This window comes from Pseudomonas sp. SAS7, assembly GCF_052112345.1.
GTDB classification, from domain to species: domain Bacteria; phylum Pseudomonadota; class Gammaproteobacteria; order Pseudomonadales; family Pseudomonadaceae; genus Aquipseudomonas; species Aquipseudomonas putida_Q.
In genome coordinates, this window is record NZ_JBEGGO010000003.1 from 355154 (window position 1) to 375561 (window position 20408).

General features: G+C 62.8%; 20 protein-coding genes. 13 read left to right on the forward strand and 7 right to left on the reverse strand.

Annotated elements, in window-relative coordinates:
- Positions 1-15: 15 nt before the first annotated feature.
- From ABI582_RS07410 to ABI582_RS07440, 7 genes are all read left to right on the forward strand, one after another.
- On the forward strand, positions 16-849 hold the full coding sequence (locus ABI582_RS07410; protein WP_028613140.1) for an alpha/beta fold hydrolase: 834 nt from the start codon (positions 16-18) through the stop codon (positions 847-849).
- Positions 846-2327: an aldehyde dehydrogenase gene (locus tag ABI582_RS07415; RefSeq protein WP_442118827.1), complete on the forward strand. Its 1482-nt coding sequence runs from the start codon at positions 846-848 to the stop codon at positions 2325-2327. The genes ABI582_RS07410 and ABI582_RS07415 overlap by 4 nt, the downstream gene beginning before the upstream one ends.
- A gap of 12 nt (positions 2328-2339) precedes the next feature.
- On the forward strand, positions 2340-2825 hold the full coding sequence (locus ABI582_RS07420; protein ID WP_016487520.1) for a flavin reductase family protein: 486 nt from the start codon (positions 2340-2342) through the stop codon (positions 2823-2825).
- Positions 2826-3017: 192 nt separating this feature from the next.
- The gene (locus ABI582_RS07425) at positions 3018-3407 is read left to right on the forward strand and encodes a carboxymuconolactone decarboxylase family protein (RefSeq protein ID WP_234228000.1); all 390 of its coding nucleotides are present in this window, start codon (positions 3018-3020) and stop codon (positions 3405-3407) included.
- 88 nt (positions 3408-3495) lie between these two features.
- On the forward strand, positions 3496-4248 hold the full coding sequence (locus ABI582_RS07430; RefSeq protein ID WP_016499259.1) for a GntR family transcriptional regulator: 753 nt from the start codon (positions 3496-3498) through the stop codon (positions 4246-4248).
- A 2-nt stretch (positions 4249-4250) separates the two neighbouring features.
- Positions 4251-4814, forward strand: coding sequence for an NUDIX hydrolase (locus ABI582_RS07435; RefSeq protein ID WP_049275823.1), 564 nt, complete (start codon positions 4251-4253; stop codon positions 4812-4814).
- An 81-nt stretch (positions 4815-4895) separates the two neighbouring features.
- Positions 4896-6707 (forward strand): ATP-binding protein, encoded by a 1812-nt coding sequence (locus tag ABI582_RS07440; protein WP_442118828.1) that lies wholly within the window; start codon positions 4896-4898, stop codon positions 6705-6707.
- A 22-nt stretch (positions 6708-6729) separates the two neighbouring features.
- Here ABI582_RS07440 and ABI582_RS07445 read toward each other — a convergent pair whose 3' ends face one another.
- A complete protein-coding gene (locus ABI582_RS07445) occupies positions 6730-7362 on the reverse strand; it encodes a LysE family translocator (RefSeq protein ID WP_338744278.1) in 633 nt (210 codons plus the stop codon).
- A gap of 66 nt (positions 7363-7428) precedes the next feature.
- Positions 7429-8043, reverse strand: coding sequence for a LysE family translocator (locus tag ABI582_RS07450; protein ID WP_016499255.1), 615 nt, complete (start codon positions 8041-8043; stop codon positions 7429-7431).
- A 111-nt stretch (positions 8044-8154) separates the two neighbouring features.
- On the opposite strand from ABI582_RS07450, the gene ABI582_RS07455 reads away from it, so the two are divergent.
- Both ABI582_RS07455 and ABI582_RS07460 read left to right on the forward strand, forming a co-directional pair.
- Positions 8155-8607 (forward strand): Lrp/AsnC family transcriptional regulator, encoded by a 453-nt coding sequence (locus tag ABI582_RS07455; RefSeq protein ID WP_016499254.1) that lies wholly within the window; start codon positions 8155-8157, stop codon positions 8605-8607.
- A 396-nt stretch (positions 8608-9003) separates the two neighbouring features.
- A complete protein-coding gene (locus ABI582_RS07460) occupies positions 9004-10416 on the forward strand; it encodes a purine-cytosine permease family protein (RefSeq protein WP_016499253.1) in 1413 nt (470 codons plus the stop codon).
- A gap of 201 nt (positions 10417-10617) precedes the next feature.
- Here the strand turns inward: ABI582_RS07460 and ABI582_RS07465 are convergent, their stop codons facing one another.
- From ABI582_RS07465 to glnT, 5 genes are all read right to left on the reverse strand, one after another.
- Positions 10618-11922 (reverse strand): ammonium transporter, encoded by a 1305-nt coding sequence (locus tag ABI582_RS07465; RefSeq protein ID WP_442118829.1) that lies wholly within the window; start codon positions 11920-11922, stop codon positions 10618-10620.
- 164 nt (positions 11923-12086) lie between these two features.
- Entirely contained in the window at positions 12087-13412 is a 1326-nt protein-coding gene (locus ABI582_RS07470; protein WP_016715698.1) for an FMN-binding glutamate synthase family protein, read from the reverse strand.
- Between the two features lie 15 nt (positions 13413-13427).
- Complete coding sequence (locus tag ABI582_RS07475; protein WP_442118830.1) at positions 13428-14102, reverse strand: protein glxC; 675 nt, start codon at positions 14100-14102, stop codon at positions 13428-13430.
- Between the two features lie 27 nt (positions 14103-14129).
- On the reverse strand, positions 14130-15035 hold the full coding sequence (locus tag ABI582_RS07480) for a class II glutamine amidotransferase (RefSeq protein ID WP_442118831.1): 906 nt from the start codon (positions 15033-15035) through the stop codon (positions 14130-14132).
- Between the two features lie 66 nt (positions 15036-15101).
- On the reverse strand, positions 15102-16436 hold the full coding sequence (gene glnT, locus ABI582_RS07485) for a type III glutamate--ammonia ligase (protein ID WP_442118832.1): 1335 nt from the start codon (positions 16434-16436) through the stop codon (positions 15102-15104).
- Between the two features lie 345 nt (positions 16437-16781).
- On the opposite strand from glnT, the gene ABI582_RS07490 reads away from it, so the two are divergent.
- From ABI582_RS07490 to ABI582_RS07505, 4 genes are all read left to right on the forward strand, one after another.
- On the forward strand, positions 16782-17375 hold the full coding sequence (locus ABI582_RS07490; protein WP_258652312.1) for a helix-turn-helix domain-containing protein: 594 nt from the start codon (positions 16782-16784) through the stop codon (positions 17373-17375).
- Between the two features lie 295 nt (positions 17376-17670).
- Positions 17671-18600, forward strand: coding sequence for a DMT family transporter (locus ABI582_RS07495; RefSeq protein WP_442118833.1), 930 nt, complete (start codon positions 17671-17673; stop codon positions 18598-18600).
- A gap of 113 nt (positions 18601-18713) precedes the next feature.
- Positions 18714-19535: an ABC transporter substrate-binding protein gene (locus ABI582_RS07500; protein WP_442118834.1), complete on the forward strand. Its 822-nt coding sequence runs from the start codon at positions 18714-18716 to the stop codon at positions 19533-19535.
- Entirely contained in the window at positions 19532-20377 is an 846-nt protein-coding gene (locus ABI582_RS07505) for an amino acid ABC transporter permease (RefSeq protein ID WP_442118835.1), read from the forward strand. Before ABI582_RS07500 ends, ABI582_RS07505 begins: the two co-directional genes overlap by 4 nt.
- Positions 20378-20408 lie beyond the last annotated feature (31 nt).

Here is a 20408-nt window from a genome sequence, read left to right on the forward strand (position 1 = left end):
CAAGGAGCGCCCTCCATGATTCAGCCTGTCGCTGAACGTACACCTGCCGGCACCAGCTACCTGTCCGTAGGCCAGGGCCAACCCGTGGTACTGATCCACGGCGTGGGCCTGAACAAGGAAATGTGGGGCGGTCAGATCGTTGGCCTGGCCAACGACTACCGTGTCATCGCCTACGACATGCTCGGCCATGGTCAAAGCCGCGTACCGGCTGCCGACACGCCGCTGGAAGGCTACGCCGACCAGCTCGCCGAACTGCTCGACCACCTGCAAATTCAACAAGCGACCGTGATCGGCTTCTCCATGGGCGGGCTGGTTGCCCGTGCCTTTGCCCTTAACTACCCGCAGCGCCTGGCTGCACTGGTCGTGCTCAACAGCGTGTTCAACCGCACCCCCGAGCAGAGTGCCGGCGTGATCGCCCGCGCTGCCCAGGCGGCAGAGCTGGGCCCCGACGCCAACGTCGATGCTGCCCTCGACCGCTGGTTCAGCCGTGAGTACAAGGCTGCCAACCCGGCGCAGGTCGCCGCCATTCGCCAGGTGCTGGCGAGCAACGACCCGCAGGGCTACCACACCACGTATTCGCTGTTTGCCACCCAGGACATGTACCGCGCCGGCGACCTGGGCAGCATTCAGGTGCCGACGCTGATCGCCACGGGCGAACTCGACTCGGGCTCCACCCCGGCCATGACCCGCCAGCTCGCCGCCAGCATTCCGGGTGCGCACAGTGTGGTCCTCGCCGAGCAACGGCATATGATGCCGGTAGAAGCACCCCGTGAAGTCAACAAGATGCTGCTGGACTTCCTCGCGCAAGCCCGCACCCTCACCGAATCCGCCAAGGGGATTGTTGCATGACCCTCGTTCGTTTCCAGATGTGCATCGACGGCCAATGGCGCGATGCCCAGAGCGGCAAGACCTTCGACAGCCTCAACCCGGCCACCGCCCAAGCCTGGGCGCAGCTACCCGACGCTGATGAAACCGACGTCGAGCTGGCCGTGCAGGCCGCCCAGCGTGCCTTCGAAAGCAAGGAATGGCGCAGCATAACCGCCACTGCGCGTGGCAAGCTGCTGCGTCGCCTGGGTGACCTGATTACCGAGAACAAGGAACACCTGGCCCAGCTGGAAAGCCGTGACAACGGCAAGCTGATCCGCGAAACCCGCGGCCAGGTCGGCTACCTGCCAGAATTCTTCCACTACACCGCAGGCCTGGCCGACAAACTTGAAGGCGGCACCCTGCCGCTGGACAAGCCCGACCTGTTCGCCTACACCGTGCACGAGCCCATCGGCGTGGTTGCCGGGATCATCCCGTGGAACAGCCCGCTGTACCTCACCGCGATCAAGCTGGCCCCAGCCCTGGCCGCCGGCAACACCATCGTGCTCAAACCTTCCGAGCACGCCTCGGCGACCATCCTCGAGCTGGCCCGCCTGGCGCTTGAAGCCGGCTTCCCGGCCGGTGTGGTCAACGTGATCACCGGCTACGGCCCAACCACCGGCGCAGCACTCACCCGCCACCCACTGGTGCGCAAAATTGCCTTCACCGGCGGCGCTGCCACCGCCCGCCACGTGGTACGCAGCAGTGCCGAGAACTTCGCCAAGCTGTCGCTGGAGCTGGGCGGCAAGTCGCCGAACATCATCTTTGCCGACGCCGACCTGGACAGCGCCATCAACGGTGCCGTGGCCGGCATCTATGCCGCCTCCGGGCAAAGCTGCGTGGCCGGTTCGCGCCTGCTGGTGCAGGACGAGATCTTCGACGAATTCGTAGAGCGCCTGATTACCCGCGCCAAGCGCATCCGCATCGGTAACCCGCAAGACGACGCCAGCGAAATGGGCCCCATGGCCACCGCACAGCAGCTGGCCGTGGTCGAAGGCCTGGTGGCTGCGGCCAAGGCCGAAGGCGCCAAATTGCACATGGGCGGCAAGCGTGCCGAGGTCGAGGGTGACGGCTGGTTCTACGAACCGACCCTGTTCGAGTGCGACAGCAACTCGATGACCATCATGCAGGAAGAAGTGTTCGGCCCGGTCGCTGCGGTCATCCGCTTCAAGACCGAAGAGGAAGCCCTGGCCATCGCCAACGACTCGCAGTTCGGCCTGGCAGCCGGCATCTGGACGCGCGACCTGGGCCGTGCCCATCGCCTGGCCCGCGACGTGCGTTCGGGGATCATCTGGGTCAACACTTACCGCGCCGTTTCGGCCATGGCGCCGATCGGTGGTTTCAAGAACAGCGGCTACGGCCGTGAGAGCGGCATCGATTCGGTGCTGGCCTATACCGAGCTGAAGACCGTGTGGATCAACCTGTCCACCGCGCCGATGCCCGACCCGTTCGTGATGCGCTAGGAGGAACACGAGATGATCGAACCCGGCATCTACAAAGACGTGATGGGCTCTTTCCCGTCCGGCGTCACGGTAGTCACCACCCTGGACGCCGACGGCGCCATTGTCGGCATCACCGCCAGCGCCTTCAGCGCGCTGTCGATCGACCCGGCGCTGGTACTGTTCTGCCCCAACTACGCCTCAGACACCTACCCGATCCTGCGTGACAGCAAGCAGTTCGCGATTCACCTGCTGTCCGCCGAACAGACCGCCGAGGCCTATGCCTTCGCCGGCAAGGGCAAGGACAAGGCCAAGGGCGTCGAGTGGCACTTGAGCGAGCTGGGCAACCCGCTGCTGGCCAAGGCGACGGCGATCATCGAATGCGAACTGTGGCGCGAGTATGACGGCGGAGACCACGCGATCATCGTCGGCGCGGTGAAGAACCTGGTGCTGCCGGCCGAGCCGGTGACGCCGATGGTTTACCACAAAGGCAAGCTCGGCGCCCTGCCGCCGCTTGGCTGAATTTTGAAAATGCTGGGGCCGCTGCGCGACCCTTTCGCGACACAAGGCCGCTCCTACAAAGGATCGCGGTCTTCTGTAGGAGCGGCCTTGTGTCGCGAAAGGGTCGCAAAGCGGCCCCAATAACCCCTTTTTAGGGGTCGCGCGACCCTCTCACCCTTGGTTGCGGCCCCTGTTTTGATTCGGAGCCAGGCAATGAGCAACGAAAAGTACGAAAAAGGCCTGAAGATCCGCACCCAGGTGCTGGGCGAGGATTACGTCAACCGCTCGATCCAGAACGCCGACGAGTTCACCAAGCCGTTGCAGGAACTGGTCACTGAATACTGCTGGGGCCACGTCTGGGGCCGCGAAGGCTTGTCGCTCAAAGAGCGCAGCATGATAAACTTGGCCATGATTTCCGCGCTCAACCGGCCCCACGAGCTCAAGCTGCACATTCGCGGCGCATTGCGCAATGGCCTGAGCCGTGAACAGATTCGCGAAATTCTGCTCCAGGTCGGCATTTATTGCGGCGTACCCGCGGCGGTGGACAGTTTCCGCCTGGCCCGTGAAGCGTTTGCCGAAGCCGATGCGGAGTCAACCCGTTAACAACGGGCTGTTCGAACCACTGCATGGAAAGCCTCGGTTCGGGGCGTTCCGCGATGTTGGCGCAACAGCCTCATAAAGAGCGCACCTGATGAAACGCCAGCCACTCGACGACAGCTTCAAGGTCAACCGCAACCCCGTTACCCTGCGCGAAATCGTGCTAGACAAGCTGCGCGCGGCGATCATGAACTTCCACCTGCTCCCGGGCGACCGCCTGGTCGAGCGCGACCTCTGTGACCGCCTTGGCGTCAGCCGCACCTCGGTGCGCGAAGCCCTGCGTCATCTGGAGTCTGAAGGCCTGGTGGAGTTCGCCGACGCCAAGGGCCCACGCGTGGCCATCATCACCCTGGAAGACGCCCGCGACATCTACGAGCTGCGTTGCGTGCTCGAAGGCCTGATCGTGCAGCTGTTCACCCTCAACGCCAAGGCCAAGGACATCCGTGCCCTGGAACGCGCGCTGGAGGTGAACCGCGAAGCCCTGGAAGAAGGCGAGCTGCAGCAGGTGCTGGATTCGGTACAAGGTTTCTACGATGTGCTGCTGGAAGGCTCCGGCAACCAGGTGGCCGCTCAGCAGCTGCGCCAGTTGCAGGCGCGTATCAGCTACCTGCGCGCCACCTCGGTCTCGCAGGAAAACCGCCGTGGCGCCAGCAACCGCGAAATGGAAAAGATCGTCGAAGCGATCAAGGGTGGCGACCCGCTGGTGGCCCATCAGGCTTCGGTCGACCACGTCCGCGCTGCCGCCAAGGTGGCCCTGGACTACCTGCGCCAGAAGCAGGATGACAACCCCAAGGTGCGCGACATCGTCGAGCCCCTGGCCCTGAAGGAACCCCGCATAGGTCGCTGATCATGCCTACCGCCCCGCGCTATTGCCCGCACTGCACCACGGAACTGGCCCGGGGCGTTCCCACAGGCGACACCCACGAACGCCTGCACTGCACCGGCTGCGGCTACATCCACTACATCAACCCGAAGATCATCGCCGGCTGCATCATCGAGCGCGATGGCAAGTACCTGTTGTGCCAGCGCGCCATCCCGCCGCGCCCCGGCACCTGGACCTTGCCGGCCGGATTCATGGAGGCTGGCGAAACCACCGAGCAGGCGGCGCTGCGCGAGGTCTGGGAAGAAAGCGGCGTGCGCGCCGACATCGTCTCGCCCTACTCCATCTTCAGCGTGCCGAAAATCAGCGAGGTGTACATCATCTTCCGCGCCAGCGTCACCGAAGAAACCGGGCAGTACGGGCCGGAGACCCTGGCGTACAAGTTCTTCGAACCCGACGAGATTCCGTGGGACGAGATCTACTACCCGGCGATCCGGCAAATTCTCGAGCGCTACATCCTTGAGCGGCAGGCTGGGGTGTATGGCATCTACATGGGCAATGATGACACCGGCAAGGTGCACTTCATTCGCTAGCACAGACCACCACAAAATCCTCGCCAACCGTCTATTCTCGGTGCACCCTAAAAGCCTTGAGTTAAAGGACCGAAAGAGCACATGGCGAAATGGCTAGACGGCGGCGGGCTGATGGCCGAACGCATCCGCAACCACGACTGGGCAGACACCCCCTTGGGCCCACTGGAACATTGGCCCGATGCGCTGAAGACCACCATGGCCCTGTGCCTGGCCTCGCGCTTCCCGCAGGCCGTACTCTGGGGCCCTGACCTGCTCACCCTGCACAACGATGCCTTCACCCCGATTCTCGGGCGCAAGCCCTTGGCCCTTGGCATCCCCTTCCGCGACGTGTGGCAGGAAGCATGGGCTGACATTGGCAGCATGGCTGACCGTGCCCTGGCTGGCGAAGCGGTGTATATAGAAGACTTTCCGCTGATCATCGAACGCAACGGCGGCCCGGAGCGGGCCTATTTCACCTTCTGCTACAGCCCGATTCGCGGCCTTGATGGCGAGGTGCTGGGCATGCTCGACACGGTCACCGAAACCACCACCAGCGTGCTCGCCAACAGGCGCCTCAACTTTCTCGACGCACTCGGCCGTGCCATAGCCGACGCCACCGCCGCGGACCAGATCCTGGACACCACCACGCGCATGATGGTGGAGCACCTGAGCCTTTCCAGTTGCGCGTATGCGGTGATGGACGCTGACGAGGACGGTTTTACCATCTGTGGCGACGCGGTGGCCCCCGGCTCGCCGAGGCTGGTGGGCCAGTACCAACTGCACGACTTTGGCCGCCTGGCACTCAGCCGCCTGCGCAGCGGCCTGCCACTGGTGATCAACGACAACCTCAGTGAACTGGCCGCCGACGAAGCCGCCACCTTCCAGGCCATCGGCATTACCGCCACCATCTGCATGCCGCTGATCAAAGGCGGCCGCCTCATCGCACTGATGGCGATCCATGACAACGCACCGCGCACATGGACAGACTACGAACAGGCGCTGATCAGCGAAGTGACCGAGCGTTGCTGGGCGCATATTCAGCGGGTTCAGGCCCATGCCGAAGTGCGTGAGGCCATGGCCGCACTGGAGGCGCTGAATGCCACCCTCGAACACCGCGTCGACGAGCGCACCACCCAGTTGGTGCACACCGAGGCAGCGTTGCGCCAGGCCCAGAAGCTGGAAGCCATCGGCCAGCTGACCGGTGGTGTGGCACACGACTTCAACAACCTGCTGACCATCATTCGCTCGTCGTTGCACTTTCTGCAGCGCCCCAACCTTGATGAAAAACGCCGCGAGCGCTACATCAAGACCATATCTGATACGGTCCACCGTGGTGCCAAACTGACCGGCCAGCTACTGGCCTTCGCCCGCCGCCAGGCCCTCAGCCCCGAAGTGTTCGAGGCCGGGCCACGGCTGGAGGCCATGGCCGACATGCTCGACACCGCCACCGGGGCGCGCATCCAGGTCGAGCTGCAACTACCGCAGACGGCGTGCCACATCCGCGCCGACGTCAGTCAGCTGGAAACCGCGGTGATCAACCTGATGCTCAACGGGCGCGACGCCATGGCCGGCGAAGGCACCTTGCTGCTGCGCCTGCAGGCTGACCGGCGCCTGCCTGCCCTGCGCGACCAGCCTTCACCGCCAGCCCGGTTCGCGGCGATATCGGTGAGCGACAGCGGTGTGGGTATTGCCGCCGAACTGCTGGAACGTATCTTCGACCCGTTTTTCACCACAAAAGCCCCGGGTGAAGGTACGGGGCTGGGGTTGTCGCAGGTGTTCGGTTTTGCCAAACAGTCCGGGGGCGATGTACAGGTAGCAAGCATCCCCGGCCAGGGCACCACCTTCACCCTTTACCTGCCACAGGAGGATCCGCCTGCAGCCCCGGCCGAAGACGCCTCGGCCAGCAGCCACTGATACCTTGCAACGCAATGAACGATCAACGGCGCCCTTCTGCCAGCATGCGCAGCGCAAGCCCTGCCAGCACGGTACCCATCAACCACCGCTGAACCTGTTGCCACAGCGGCCTGCCAGCCAGAAACACGGCGATGGACCCAGCCATGACCGCAATCAATGCATTCACCGTGACGCTGATGGCGATCTGTGTCGAACCCAGCACCAGCGACTGCACCAGCACGCTGCCATGGCCCGGCTCAATGAACTGCGGCATCAGCGACAGGTACATGACGGCGATCTTGGGGTTGAGCAGGCTGGTGGCAAACCCCATGGTGAACAGCCGCCGCGGGCTGTCGGCGGGCAGCTCACGGACCTGGAAGGGTGAACGGCCACCGGGCCGCAGCGCCTGCCAGGCCAGGTACAGCAGGTACAGCGCGCCACCGATACGCAGAGCGTCGTAGGCAAAGGGAACTGCCATTACCAGCGCCGTGATGCCCAGGGCCGCGCAAAACATGTAGATGACAAAGCCCAGAGCCACACCCCCCAGGGAAATCAACCCGGCCTTGCGGCCCTGGCAGATCGAACGGGATATCAGGTAGATCATGTTCGGCCCCGGGGTCAGCACCATGCCGAGGCAGATCAGGGCGAAGGTGAGCAGTTGGGTGGTTTCAGGCATGGGGCACATCCTGGTTGTGCGTGGGTTTGCGGCGAGTGTATCTGAAGCCATTTGTCACGGGTGAAATCAGTTGATTTGCCCCGCTATCAAACCAAGGGCAACGGTAATCATCGCCACCCCCGACACCCGCCCGACCAGCTTCGCCGCGCCCGGTCGGGTGCTCAGCACGGCTTTGGCGCCATAGCCGACCAGCGAATAGATCACCAGCGAACTGCACAGGTGCACCAGGCCCAGCAGCAAGATCTGCAAAGGCACCGGCCAGCTCGACTGCGGGTCGGTGAACTGCGGCAGCAAGGCCAGGAACAGCAGGAAAACCTTGGGATTCAACCCGCTGACGCAAAACCCTTTCAACGCCCAACGCGAACCCGACTCCCCCTCACCACCCTGCCCGGCTTCGGGCAATGCCGGGCTCAGCAACAGGTTGCCGCCCAGCCACAGCAGGTAGCTGCACCCTGCCAAGGTCAGCAGGGTCAGCGCCAGCGGGTGGCCTGCCAACAGGCTACCGACACCCGCAGCCACCACCAGTGTCGCCAGGAAATGCCCCGACAACATCCCCGCCACTGCGGGCATTACCCAGCGCCCGCGCATGCCTGCCGAAATGGCGTAAGCCCAGTCTGCACCCGGGGTAATCACAAACAGCATCGACACGGCCCAAAATGCCGTCAGCACACTGATAGCCACTTGAATCTTCCTTATCTACTGCCTTGGGATGTCGAAAGATTACGGATTCCGCTCGGGGATTTTCTTTCGTATATTCCCTGCAATCGTTCAATTACTGGAAAATCCTTCTCAATGGACAGGACGGATAGGAAAATACTTGCCGAGCTGCAAAAAGACGGTCGGCTGTCGGTAACCGAGCTGGCCGAGCGTGTGGGGCTCAGCCTGTCGCCGTGCCATCGGCGCTTGAAGGCACTGGAGGAGTCCGGGGCGATACTCGGCTACCACGCCCGCCTGGCGCCGAGCGCCCTGGGGCTGAACTTTGCTGCGCTGGTGTTCGTGACCCTGCGCGAGGTCACCCGCCAGCCAGTGGCGGATTTTGAAGCGGCACTTTCGGAGATCCCGCAGATTGTCGAAGCGCAGCGGTTGTTCGGTGACCCGGATTACCTGCTGCATGTGGTGGCCAAGGACCTGCCGGCATTTCAGAAGCTGTACGACGAGAAACTGACCAGCATTCCCAACGTGAAGCGCCTGAGCTCGACCCTGGTAATGAAAGAAGTGATTCAGGACCGGTTGCTGCCGATGTAGCTCTATTGCCTGTACTGGCCCTTTCGTGGGCTCGCCCGCTCCCACAGGTTCACCACAGGTACTGAAAGCTGCGCCATACCTGTGGGAAAGGGCCTATACAGGCAACCATTCAGCCGCCCTGAAAACGTGCATCACGCACCATCAAAGCCCACCGCTTTCTACCGATACAGGGCTCAACCCCTCTATCCCAGGCCCTGCCGCCCACTGGCACCGTCCTTGCTACCGTCACCCGCTTAAGCTTTTGTCAGCCTTAGGTTTTTTAAGGTTTATGGGTACATATTTACTAATTTCTCGTTATCCCCGCGCCCCGCATCATCCCTCCAACAAGAACGCGTCGCCCATCGCCGGCACGCCCCCGGGCAGCTCCCGATGCCCTACCTTGCCTTGGAGTCAGTCATGACCAGTGCAGCCAATTCGGCACCCCTGATAGAAAAACACACAATCGGCTACGTGCCCCCGCAAGACCGCCATGGAAAGGTAAGGGATCTGTTCACACTGTGGTTCGGCGGCAATATCGCGCCGCTGCCCATCGTCACCGGCGCGCTGGGCGTGCAGCTGTTTCACCTGAACCTGATATGGGGCATCGTCGCCATCCTGGTCGGCCACCTGGTCGGCGGGGTACTGATGGCCCTGCACTCGGCCCAGGGCCCGCAAATGGGCATCCCGCAGATGATCCAGAGCCGCGCCCAGTTCGGCACCCTCGGCGCGCTGCTGGTGGTAGTGATCGCCGGCGTCATGTATATCGGCTTCTTCGCTTCCAACATCGTGCTCGCCGGCAAGTCGCTACATGGTGTGGTAGACACCGTGCCGGTACCGGTGGGCATCGTCATCGGTGCGCTGGGGTCGGGCATCATCGGCATCATCGGCTACCGCTTCATCCACGTGCTCAACCGTATCGGCACCTGGGTGCTGGGCATCGGCATCGTGGTCGGCTTCGGCTACATCTTCACCCACGTGCAAAGCGACGACTTCCTGACCCGTGGCAGCTTCAACCTGGCCGGCTGGCTGGCCACCGTGTCGCTGGCGGCGCTGTGGCAGATCGCCTTTGCGCCCTACGTGTCGGACTACTCGCGCTACCTGCCTGCGGATGTGAAAGTCAGCTCGACGTTCTGGACCACCTACCTGGGCTCTGCCCTGGGCTCGAGCCTGTCGTTCATCTTCGGTGCCGTGGCGGTACTGGCGATCCCGGCAGGCATGGACACCATGGATGCGGTCAAGCTGGCCACCGGCACCCTGGGCCCGATCATGCTGGTGCTGTTCCTGCTCAGCGTCATCAGCCACAACGCCCTCAACCTGTATGGCGCGGTGCTGTCGATCATCACCCTGGTGCAAACCTTCGCTTATCGCTGGATTCCTACTGCCAAGAGCCGTGCGGTGCTGTCGCTGATCGTGCTGTCGGCCTGCTGCGTGGTGGCGGTGTTCGCCTCGGCAGACTTCATCGGCCACTTCGTCGACATGGTGCTGGTGCTGCTGGTGGTGCTGGTGCCGTGGACAGCGATCAACCTGATCGACTTTTATGTCATCCACAAAGGTGACTACGACATCCAGTCGATCTTCCAGGTCGATGGCGGTATCTACGGGCGTTACAACCCACAGGCGTTGATTGCCTATGCGGTAGGTATCGTGGTGCAGATCCCGTTCATGAACACGCCGCTGTATGTCGGGCCGATTTCCGAGCACATCAACGGGGCTGACCTGTCGTGGCTGGTAGGGCTGGCAATCACCTCGCCGCTGTACTGGTGGCTGGCCAGCCGTGACAGTGCCTACCGTCGCCGGCAGACGAGTGCCAAGTTGGCCATGGGGCACTGATTCAACCTGTACCGGCCTCTTCGCGGGCAAGCCCGCTCCCTCCCCAGGCTAGTTCAGTACCTGTAGGAGCAGCCTTGTGCTGCGAAGAGGCCAGTAAGGAACAAGATCTTCTTCAGCAGAAATGGCCTCTTCGCAGCACAAGGCTGCTCCTACAACTCCTGTACATGGCTTGAAGGCGATGCCAGGCAGGAGGCAAATCCATCAGAGGTTGTAAGCCCGCTCATTGTGCTCCGCCAGGTCCAGCCCCTGCTCTTCCTCCTCCCGGCTGGCCCTTAGCCCGACAGTCAGCTTGATCGCGCCGAGAATCGCCCAGCTCACCACGAAGCAGTACACGAAGGTGAACGCCACCCCCTTGAGCTGCACCAGTGCCTGCCCAATGGGCGATACGCCCTCGACATAGCCCCCCAGCGATGGCGCTGCGAACACCCCGGTCAGCACCGCCCCGACCATCCCGCCAACGCCATGCAGCCCGAACACATCGAGGCTGTCGTCATACCCCAGCGCCTGCTTGAGCCGGGTCACGGCAAAGAAGCAGATGGCCCCCGTCAGCACACCGATCACCAGCGCCCCCAGCGGCCCGACGAACGCGCAAGCCGGTGTGATGCCCACCAACCCGGCCAATGCCCCCGACGCTGCACCCAAGGCAGTCGGCCGGCCATGCATCACCTTCTCGGTCAGCAACCAACCGACAATCCCCGCACAGGCCGCCACCATGGTCGCCAGCATCACCACCCCGGCCCCCTCGTTGGCCGCCAGCCCCGACCCCACGTTGAAGCCGAACCAGCCCACCCACAGCAACCCCGCACCCACCAGGGTAAAGCCGAGGTTGTGCGGCGGCATTGCCACCTGCGGGTAGCCCTTGCGCTTGCCCAGCATCAACGCCGCAGCCAAGGCAGCCACGCCAGAGTTGATATGCACCGCAGTACCACCGGCGAAATCCAGCACGCCCCAGTTGACCATCAACGCCCCCGGCCCGCCCCACACCATATGGGCGATTGGCGCGTACACCAGCACGAACCACGCTGCCATGAACAGCAACGAAGCGCTGAACTTCATGCGCTCGGCAAAGCCGCCGGCAATCAGCGCCGGGGTGATGATGGCGAACGTCAGCTGGAACACCGCAAACACGCCTTCGGGGATGGTGCCGACCAGGCTGTCATGGCCGATATCCAGCATCAGAGCCTTGTCCAGCCCGCCGATGAAACTGTTGACGCTGAGCTGGCCCTCGACCATGCCGGTGGTATCGACCACCAGGCTGTAACCGAACAGTACCCAGAGAATGCCGATAACCCCGGCCACGGCGAACAGCTGGGTGAACACGGAGAGGAAGTTCTTGGCACGCACCATGCCGCCGTAGAACAGCGCCAGGCCAGGGATGCACATCATCAGCACGAACATCGCGGCGCAGATCATCCAGGCAGTGTTGCCGGTGTCCAGGGTGGTTTCGGCGGCAGTGGCCTGGGTGGCCAGGGCTAACAACATTACAGCTAGGGTGAGGTGCTTCATGGAGTCACTCCTGTGGGAATGGGGGGCCTTGGGGCTGCTTTGCAGCCCATCGCGACACAAGGCCGCTCCTACAGGGGAGCGCGCAAGCTCAGGCAATGCGATCCCCCTGTAGGGGCGGCCTTGTGCCGCGAATGGGCCGCAAAGCGGCCCCATTAACCAATGGATCAGTACTGCGCCTGCCCCGGCACCCAGGCCGTCCCCGCCAGGGGCACCCGCGCCATCGCCGCCGCCTCCACGGTCAAGGCCACCAGGTCCTCCGGGTCAAGGTTGTGCAGGTGCGACTTGCCACACGCCCGCGCCATGGTCTGCGCCTCCAGCACCAGCACCCGCAGGTAATTCGCCAGCCGTCGCCCCGCCTCTTCCGGGTTCAGGCGCTTGGCCAGCTCCGGGTCCTGGGTGGTGATGCCGGCCGGGTCGCGGCCGTTTTGCCAGTCGTCATAGAAGCCGGCGGCCGAGCCAATCTTCTTCAGCTCGCTGTCCAGGCGGGGGTGGTTGTCACCCAGGGCGATCAGCGCCGCCGTACCAATGGCCACCGCGTCAGCCCCCAGGGCCATGGCCTTGGCCACGTCGGCACCGTTGCGGATACCGCCAGAGACAATCAGCTGCACCTTGCGGTGCATGCCCATTTCCTGAAGCGCCTGTACCGCCTGCGGGATGGCCGGCAAGATCGGGATGCCGACGTGCTCGATGAACACCTCCTGAGTCGCTGCGGTACCACCCTGCATGCCGTCGAGCACGATCACATCCGCACCGGCCTTCACCGCCAGCTTGACGTCGTAGTACGGGCGGCTGGCACCGATCTTCACGTAGATGGGTTTTTCCCAGTCGGTGATCTCGCGGATCTCGGCAATCTTGATCGCCAGGTCATCAGGGCCAGTCCAGTCCGGGTGGCGGCAGGCACTGCGCTGGTCGACGCCGATCGGCAAGGTGCGCATGCCGGCTACCCGCTCGGTCACCTTCATGCCCAGCAGCATGCCGCCACCGCCCGGCTTGGCGCCCTGACCGAGGACGATCTCGATGGCGTCGGCCTTGCGCAGGTCATCGGGGTTCATACCGTAGCGCGATGGCAGATACTGATACACCAGATGCTGCGACTGGCCGCGCTCTTCCGGGGTCATGCCGCCGTCGCCGGTGGTGGTGCTGGTGCCCGCGATGGTCGCCCCACGGCCCAGCGCTTCCTTGGCATTGGCCGACAGCGCGCCGAAGCTCATGCCGGCTATGGTCACCGGGATTTTCAGGTGAATCGGCTTTTTCGCAAAGCGGTTGCCCAGCACCACGTCGGTGCCGCACTTCTCGCGGTAGCCTTCCAGGGGGTAACGCGACACGCTGGCGCCCAGCAGCAGCAGGTCGTCGAAATGCGGCACACGGCGCTTGGTGCCACCACCGCGAATGTCGTAGATGCCGGTTTCGGCGGCACGCTGGATTTCCTGGATGGTCAGGCGATCGAAGGTGGCCGACTCACGCAGTACCGGGGGGAATTGCTCGCTCATGGGAATGCTCCTGGATCAGTACGCGCTGGCGTTGTCGACTTTGAAGTTGTACAGCTGGCGGGCCGAGCCGTAGCGTTTGAAATCGGCGGCCCTGTGGTCCAGGCCAGCCTTGTTCAGCAGCTCCTGCAGCTCTTGCAGGTGTTCGGCGCGCATGTCCTTTTCGATGCAGTCCGAGCCCAGTGACTGCACCGAGCCCTTGACGTAGATGCGCACCTCATACAGCGAGTCGCCCAGCGCGTCGCCGGCGTCACCACACACCACCAGGCGCCCGGCCTGGCCCATGAAGCAGCTCATGTGGCCGATGCTGCCGCCGACCACAATGTCCACGCCTTTCATGGAAATACCGCAACGGGCACCGGCGTCACCTTCGATCACCAGCAGCCCGCCATGGGCGGTGGCACCGGCTGCCTGGGAAGCACTGCCCTTGACCCGCACCAAGCCGGACATCATGTTCTCGGCCACACCCACACCGACGTTGCCGTGCACGGTGACACTGGCCTGCTGGTTCATGCCGGCGCAGTAGTAGCCGGCGTGGCCTTCGATATCCACCGCCACGGCAGCGTTGATGCCCACAGCCAGGTTGTGCTTGCCGCCAGGGTGGGTCACTTGCCATTCAAGGTCCTGCACCTCGCCGTGCAGGGACTGGTTGAGCACACGCACCGAAGTGCTGGAAAGGTCGATCGTCTTCATAAGGTTCTCCAGGGGTTCGGTGGCAGGTCAGGCGCTTTCGCGTTCCCAGACGTACAGCGTGGCCGGGGCCGGTTCCCAGACCTTGGCGTGCTCGATGCCTGGCAGGCCGGCCAGTGCCTGGTATTCCGAGGCCATGGCCACGTAGTCTTCGGTCTCGGCCAGTACCGCCGGTTTGCAGGCAATCGGGTCGCGGATCACTGCAAAGCCGTTGCGGGTGCCGATGGCAAAGGTGAAGAAGCCGTCCAGGTCTTCCAGTGCGCCATCCAGGGCCTGGGCCAGGCTGTCACCCTGCTGCAGGCGCCAGGTCAGGTAGCCGGCGGCCACTTCGGTGTCGTTGTCGGTTTCGAAACTGACGCCTTCGCGCTTGAGCTCCTGGCGCAGGCGAAAGTGGTTGGACAGTGAGCCGTTGTGCACCAGGCACAGGTCGGCGCCGGTGGAGAACGGGTGGCTGCCTTCCATGGTCACGGCGCTTTCGGTGGCCATGCGGGTGTGGCCGATGATGTGGCTGCCCTTCATGCTGGCCAGGCCGAAGCGGCTGGAAATTTCTGCTGGCAAGCCCATGCCCTTGAGGATTTCGATGCTCTGCCCGGCGCTCATGATGCGCACGTCGGGCGCCAGCTCCGCCAACGCGGCGCGGGCAGCGGCTTCATCGGTGTGCACCTTGAGCACCGCGGCGCTGGCATTCTGGAACCAGTCCAGCGAGCAGCCCAGATGCCCTTCCAGCTGGCCCATCAAGGTGGTCCAGGGGTAATTTGTGTCAGTCGCTTGCAGGGTCAGCTTGACCCAGCCTTCGGCCACTTCATCGCCGTAGATGGCGAAGCCGGCGCTGTCCGGGCCGCGGTCGGTCATGGCTTGGAGCATGGGTTCGAACAGCTTGCCAAGCTGGGCTTCCAGCTCGGGCTTTTTCAGGTACAGGCCTACAATTCCACACATGGTGATGCTCCTTACTAGGCAGTGGGCGACCGCTCTCGTGTTGGCCGCCCAGGGGATTGGGGGCGGTCAGAAGAACTCGGTGTAACGCTGGATTTCCCAGTCGGAGACGTGGCGGCAGTACTCCACCCACTCCATGCGCTTGAGCTTGATGAACTCGTCGACGATCTCGGCGCCCAGCACCTCGCGGAACAACGGGTCGGCTTCGAGCGCGTCGGCGGCCTCCTTCAGCGATTGCGGCAGGGTCTTGATGCCGCGTGCGGCAATTTCTTCAAGGCTGAGGGTGTAGAGGTTTTCATTGCACATCTCGCCCGGTTCCAGCTGGCGGTCGATGCCGTCGAGGCCGGCAGCAATGATCGCCGCGGTGACCAGGTAGGGGTTGCAACCGGCGTCCGGCAGGCGGAACTCCAGGCGACCATAAGGAATCCGCACCATCGCCGAACGGTTGTTGGCCCCCCAGGCTACGAAGGCCGGGGCCCACGTCGAACCCGACAACGACCGGCCCACCACCAGACGCTTGTAGGAGTTGACCGTCGGCGCCGCAAAGGCACACAGCGCCGGGCCGTGTGCCATCAGCCCTGCGGCAAAGTGGTAGGCCAGCTTCGACAGGCCCATCCCGCTGGTGTCGGACGGGTCGTGGAACAGGTTCTTGTGGGTGCTGCTGGCCAGCGACAGGTGAAAGTGCATGCCGTTGCCGGCGCGTTTGGGGTCGGGCTTGGGCATGAACGAGCAAATCATGCCCAGATCGTTGGCGATCTCACCGGCAGCCATGCGAAAGAAGGTGAAGCGGTCGGCCGATTCCATGGCGTCGCTGTAGGTGTAGTTGATCTCGAACTGGCCGTTGGCGTCTTCGTGGTCGATCTGGTAGATGTCGAAGCCCACCGGCTGCAGCGCTTCGGTCAGGCGCTCGAGGAACAGCCGCGAGCGCGACAGGCCCTTGTAGTCATAGCATGGCTTGTCGAGGTTGTCGGAGGCGTCCACCAGTTGCAGCTTGCCCCCATCGTCGCGGCGGAACAGGCTGAACTCAGGCTCGAGGCCGGTGTTCAGGGTCCAGCCTTTGTCGGCCAGGCGCTGCACCTGTTGCTGCAACACGTAGCGGGTGTCATAGGGCCAAGGCTGGCCGTTGACATGGCCCACGCACACCACCCGGCCATAGCCCGGCTGCCAAGGCACCGGCACCAGCGTGGACAGGTCGCCGCGGGCCATGAAGTCCGGGCCGTGGGGCTCCATGCCCATGCCGCAGATGGCGAACCCGGCAAAGCCGGCGCCCTCCTCGGCTACCATCTTCAGGCCCGAGACCGGCACCGATTTGGTCTTCGCCGAACCATGGATATCGACGAACTGCGCCAGTACGTACTTGATGCCGTGCTGGTCGAGGGTGCGCTGGGTTTCTGCTGGCAACATGGGTTGAACACTCCTGGGCAAGGGGCAATGATTCCGCAAGGGAAACTTACTTTCCTCTCAGGAATGCAATGCGCTTGCCAAGTTTGTTCAGGGTGCGACCTTGGGGTGTCTGTTGGGCCCCTCCGCGGGCAAGCTCGCTCCCACAGGATTCGCCGCAAAGCCTTGTGGGAGTGGACTTGCCCGCGAAGAGGCCGGCACAGGCAAGACAAAACCCAGTCAGGTTTTTCTGTTCTATTTATGGGAAACTTGTTTTCACCTGAGGAAAGAAGCGGCCAGCGCAGCTGCATTTCGCACTTTCCCAGTGCGAAAACTTTATTCTTGAACTGAAACCGTGCAGGACATTCGATGTCGACCGAAACCGAACCGCGCCTTCGCCTGGAGCAGTACCTGGGCCTGCAGATCAAGCGCCAGCGCCAGGCCCAGTCCCTCAAGCTCGCCGATGTGGCACGCATCGCCGGCATCAGCCAGGGCATGCTGAGCAAGATCGAGAACGCCCAGGTGTCGACCAGCCTCGACACCCTCAGCCGCCTGTGCGACGTACTGGGCATGCCGATGGCCAAGCTGTTCAGCCAATACGACCAGCCCGACGGCAATGCCCTGCTGGTGAAGGCCGGTGAAGGGCTGGAAGTGGTACGCCGCGGCACCGAGAAGGGCCACACCTACCACTTGCTCAATCACGCCAGGGGGCCGAAGAAGAACTTCGAGGCCTATATGGTGAGCATGGACGACGCCAGCGAGGAGTTCCCGACCTTCGCCCACCCCGGTACCGAGTTCCTCCATTTGCTGGAGGGCGAGCTGGTGTACCGCCATGGCAACCAGCTCTACCACATGCACGCCGGCGACAGCCTGACCTTCGACGGCGAAACCCCGCACGGCCCGGAGCAGCTGGTGCAGGTGCCCATACGCCTGCTGTCGATCATGAACTACGGCGACGAATGACGCGGCGCTGCAAGGCAACCGCCGATGTCGCGATCAGACAAGCACACGTCGCCCGCAATCGGCTGCAAAACCCTGTATACAAAAATAATACACACATCGACCAGCCCCGCGCCGTGGGCTGGCCGACGTGGTAGCCGCGAGTAAAACAGCCTCGCTTCACAATTCCAACGCTGTGGCGCCTTTTTGCACCGGGCAATTCGTCCGGGCTCATAACGATAAAACTCCCAGTATCACAGACCTGCGCAGCGCCAGCCGGGAGTGTTTGCGCGCGCCACAGTGTGAAGACTTGACTGCCATGATCGCGACTTCAATCCCCGTAGCCGGTGCTGCCACCGGCCACCGTAACGCCCTGTGCGTTGCCCATATCGCCGCTGTACTGTTCGGCCTGACCGGCATCCTTGGTCACTTGATCAGCGCCGATGCCAGCATCATCACCTTCGGTCGCGCCACCTTTGCCTTCATTGCCCTGGGCTTTGTCGCCGGCCTCAAGGGCACCCGCCTGCTCGATGCGCTTACGCTGCGCAACCTGCCGGTGCTGGGCCTGACCGGCGCCCTGCTGGCAGCCCACTGGGTGACCTTCTTCATTGCCGTCAAAGTCGGCGGCGTGGCGGTGGCCACCTTGGGCTTCGCCAGCTTCCCGGCGTTCATTGCCATGCTCGAGCGCGGTGTATTTGGCCAGCGTATCGGGGCCGTGCAAGGTTTGCTTCTGCTGATGGTTACCGCCGGCCTGGTGTTGGTGGTGCCGACTTTCGACCTGCTGGACAACGGCACCATCGGCCTGCTCTGGGGCCTGGGCTCGGGCCTGGCATTCGCCCTGCTGACCGTGGCCAACCGCCGCAATGCATCAAGCATGAACGCCATGCAGGTGGCCTTCTGGCAGAACGTGGTGGTGGCCGCGCTGGTGGCGCCGTTTGCCTTCGCCCACTTGGGCAGCACCAGCCTGGCGGGCAGTGACTGGGTCAACCTGGCGCTGCTGGGCGTGTTCTGCACCGGGCTCTCGCAATTTCTTTTCGTCAAAAGCCTGGAAGGGCTGGAAGCGCGCACGGCCGGCATGATCATCGCGCTGGAGCCGGTGTACGCGATCATCGGCGCGTGGTGGCTGTTTGGTGATCAGCCGAGCCTGCGCATGGCCGCTGGTGCTGCGCTCATCGTGCTGGCTACCCTTCTGGCTGCGGCGCGCAAGGCACCGGCCGAGCAAGGCGATCCCAGCCGCTGCGCGCATTGATCAAAGCACGGTAGATATAGCGCCCGGAACCAAGCATATTCCATAATGTTTGTATCAACTGATTTTATATTGCGTTTTAATATTAAAAATCAATTCCTATGGAGTAGCAGCCGTTGAAAGCCTTCCCACTTTTACCTTTGGGCATTGCCTTACTGGTGGCTTGCTCAACGGCCCTTGCGGGCTCAACGCTTGATCGTGTCCAGGGCAAGGGTGAGCTTACCGGGGTGCTGATGGAGAACTACCCGCCATTCTCGTTCTTGAATGAGCAAAACCAGCTGGATGGCTTTGACGTGGATGTCGCCAAGGCCGTAGCCGAGCGTCTTGGGGTGAAGCTCAAGCTCGAAACGCCCTCTTGGGATGTGATCGCCGCAGGCCGCTGGGGGGGCCGTTACGATATCTGTGTCTGCTCGATGACACCGAGCAAGGCGCGTGCTGAGGTGTTCGACTTCCCGGTCGAGTATTACCAGTCGCCAGCGGTAATCGTGGTCAACGCCAAGGACACCGCCATCACCTCGGGAAAAGATCTGTCGGGCAAGAAAGTTGGCGTCATCAGCGCCTCGACCTACGAGGCTTACCTGAACAAAGATCTCACCATCGAAGGGGCAGAAGACAAACCTCTCATCTACCCGTTTGATAATGCCCAGGCTGCGCCCTATGACAACGAAACTGTCGCCTTCCAGGATCTGGCACTGGGTGCCGGCGTGCGCCTGGACGCAATGGTCACCAATCTGATCACTGCCAAGGAGCGTATTGCCCAGGATCCACGCTTCAAAATCACAGGCGAGACTTTGTACGCCGAACCCAACGTAATCGCTATTGAGAAAGGCGATCCGCAGTGGAATGAAAAGGTCACTGAGGTCATCACAGCACTCAAGGCCGATGGAACACTGGCCAAGATTTCCCAGAAGTGGATCGGCGCCGATATCAGTAAATGACAGTCCTTAACCCACACCCCGCAAAGTCCGTTATCGCACCCAAGGTGAAATCGAGCCTGCTGGGTCGAACCTTTGGGTTCAAGACCCGCCTGTACCTGACCTGGGGGGCGTTGCTTGGCCTTTGCGTCTTCTTCTTCCTGAGCTTTGACCTGAAGTTCTCGATCATCCTGGATAAATGGCCCAACCTTGTAGGCCTGCGACTGGGACCAAACGGCTTCCTTCAGGGTGCAGCACTGACGCTGTTTCTCTGCATTTGCTCGATAGGGTTTTCGTTGCTGCTGGGCTTTGTTACGGCGCTGGCGCGGTTATCCCGCAGTGCTGTGGCGTTCGGCGTGGCGAGCTTCTATGCATCGTTTTTTCGCGGTACGCCGCTGCTGATCCAGATCCTGCTCATTTACCTGGGCTTGCCGCAACTGGGTGTGGTGCCGGGAGCGATTAGCGCAGGGATCATCGCACTGTCGCTCAACTACGGCGCCTACCTCAGCGAAATTTTTCGTGCCGGCATCATGGCTGTCCCACCCGGGCAGCGAGAAGCGGCTGCTGCGCTTGGCTTGAGGCCGACCTCGGCGTTCCTCCATGTTGTGCTCCCGCAGGCGATGAGGACGATTATCCCCCCGACCACCAGCCAGTTCATCTCGATGCTGAAGGACTCGTCGCTCATTTCGGTAATGGGGGTCTGGGAAGTAATGTTCCTGGCGCAGTCCTACGGGCGCTCCTCGTACCGTTATATCGAAATGCTCGCCACTGCCGCGCTCATCTACTGGCTGCTGTCCATTGGGCTGGAGCTTATTCAGCACCGGCTTGAACGCCACTTCGGCAAAGGGTTCCAGCATCAGCGGTGAGCTGCCAGCTGATATCAATGAAGACAGGAAA

Bases quoted from the DNA above. Each gene is read 5' to 3' on its own strand.
- ABI582_RS07415 (WP_442118827.1), top strand. From the start codon at position 846: ATGACCCTCGTTCGTTTCCAGATGTGCATCGACGGCCAATGGCGCGAT.
- ABI582_RS07490 (WP_258652312.1), top strand. From the start codon at position 16,782: ATGTCGACCGAAACCGAACCGCGCCTTCGCCTGGAGCAGTACCTGGGC.
- ABI582_RS07410 (WP_028613140.1), top strand. From the start codon at position 16: ATGATTCAGCCTGTCGCTGAACGTACACCTGCCGGCACCAGCTACCTG.
- ABI582_RS07440 (WP_442118828.1), top strand. From the start codon at position 4,896: ATGGCGAAATGGCTAGACGGCGGCGGGCTGATGGCCGAACGCATCCGC.
- ABI582_RS07470 (WP_016715698.1), bottom strand. From the start codon at position 13,412: ATGAGCGAGCAATTCCCCCCGGTACTGCGTGAGTCGGCCACCTTCGAT.
- ABI582_RS07480 (WP_442118831.1), bottom strand. From the start codon at position 15,035: ATGTGTGGAATTGTAGGCCTGTACCTGAAAAAGCCCGAGCTGGAAGCC.
- glnT (WP_442118832.1), bottom strand. From the start codon at position 16,436: ATGTTGCCAGCAGAAACCCAGCGCACCCTCGACCAGCACGGCATCAAG.
- ABI582_RS07475 (WP_442118830.1), bottom strand. From the start codon at position 14,102: ATGAAGACGATCGACCTTTCCAGCACTTCGGTGCGTGTGCTCAACCAG.
- ABI582_RS07505 (WP_442118835.1), top strand. From the start codon at position 19,532: ATGACAGTCCTTAACCCACACCCCGCAAAGTCCGTTATCGCACCCAAG.
- ABI582_RS07465 (WP_442118829.1), bottom strand. From the start codon at position 11,922: ATGAAGCACCTCACCCTAGCTGTAATGTTGTTAGCCCTGGCCACCCAG.
- ABI582_RS07435 (WP_049275823.1), top strand. From the start codon at position 4,251: ATGCCTACCGCCCCGCGCTATTGCCCGCACTGCACCACGGAACTGGCC.
- ABI582_RS07425 (WP_234228000.1), top strand. From the start codon at position 3,018: ATGAGCAACGAAAAGTACGAAAAAGGCCTGAAGATCCGCACCCAGGTG.
- ABI582_RS07445 (WP_338744278.1), bottom strand. From the start codon at position 7,362: ATGCCTGAAACCACCCAACTGCTCACCTTCGCCCTGATCTGCCTCGGC.
- ABI582_RS07455 (WP_016499254.1), top strand. From the start codon at position 8,155: ATGGACAGGACGGATAGGAAAATACTTGCCGAGCTGCAAAAAGACGGT.
- ABI582_RS07420 (WP_016487520.1), top strand. From the start codon at position 2,340: ATGATCGAACCCGGCATCTACAAAGACGTGATGGGCTCTTTCCCGTCC.
- ABI582_RS07430 (WP_016499259.1), top strand. From the start codon at position 3,496: ATGAAACGCCAGCCACTCGACGACAGCTTCAAGGTCAACCGCAACCCC.
- ABI582_RS07495 (WP_442118833.1), top strand. From the start codon at position 17,671: ATGATCGCGACTTCAATCCCCGTAGCCGGTGCTGCCACCGGCCACCGT.
- ABI582_RS07460 (WP_016499253.1), top strand. From the start codon at position 9,004: ATGACCAGTGCAGCCAATTCGGCACCCCTGATAGAAAAACACACAATC.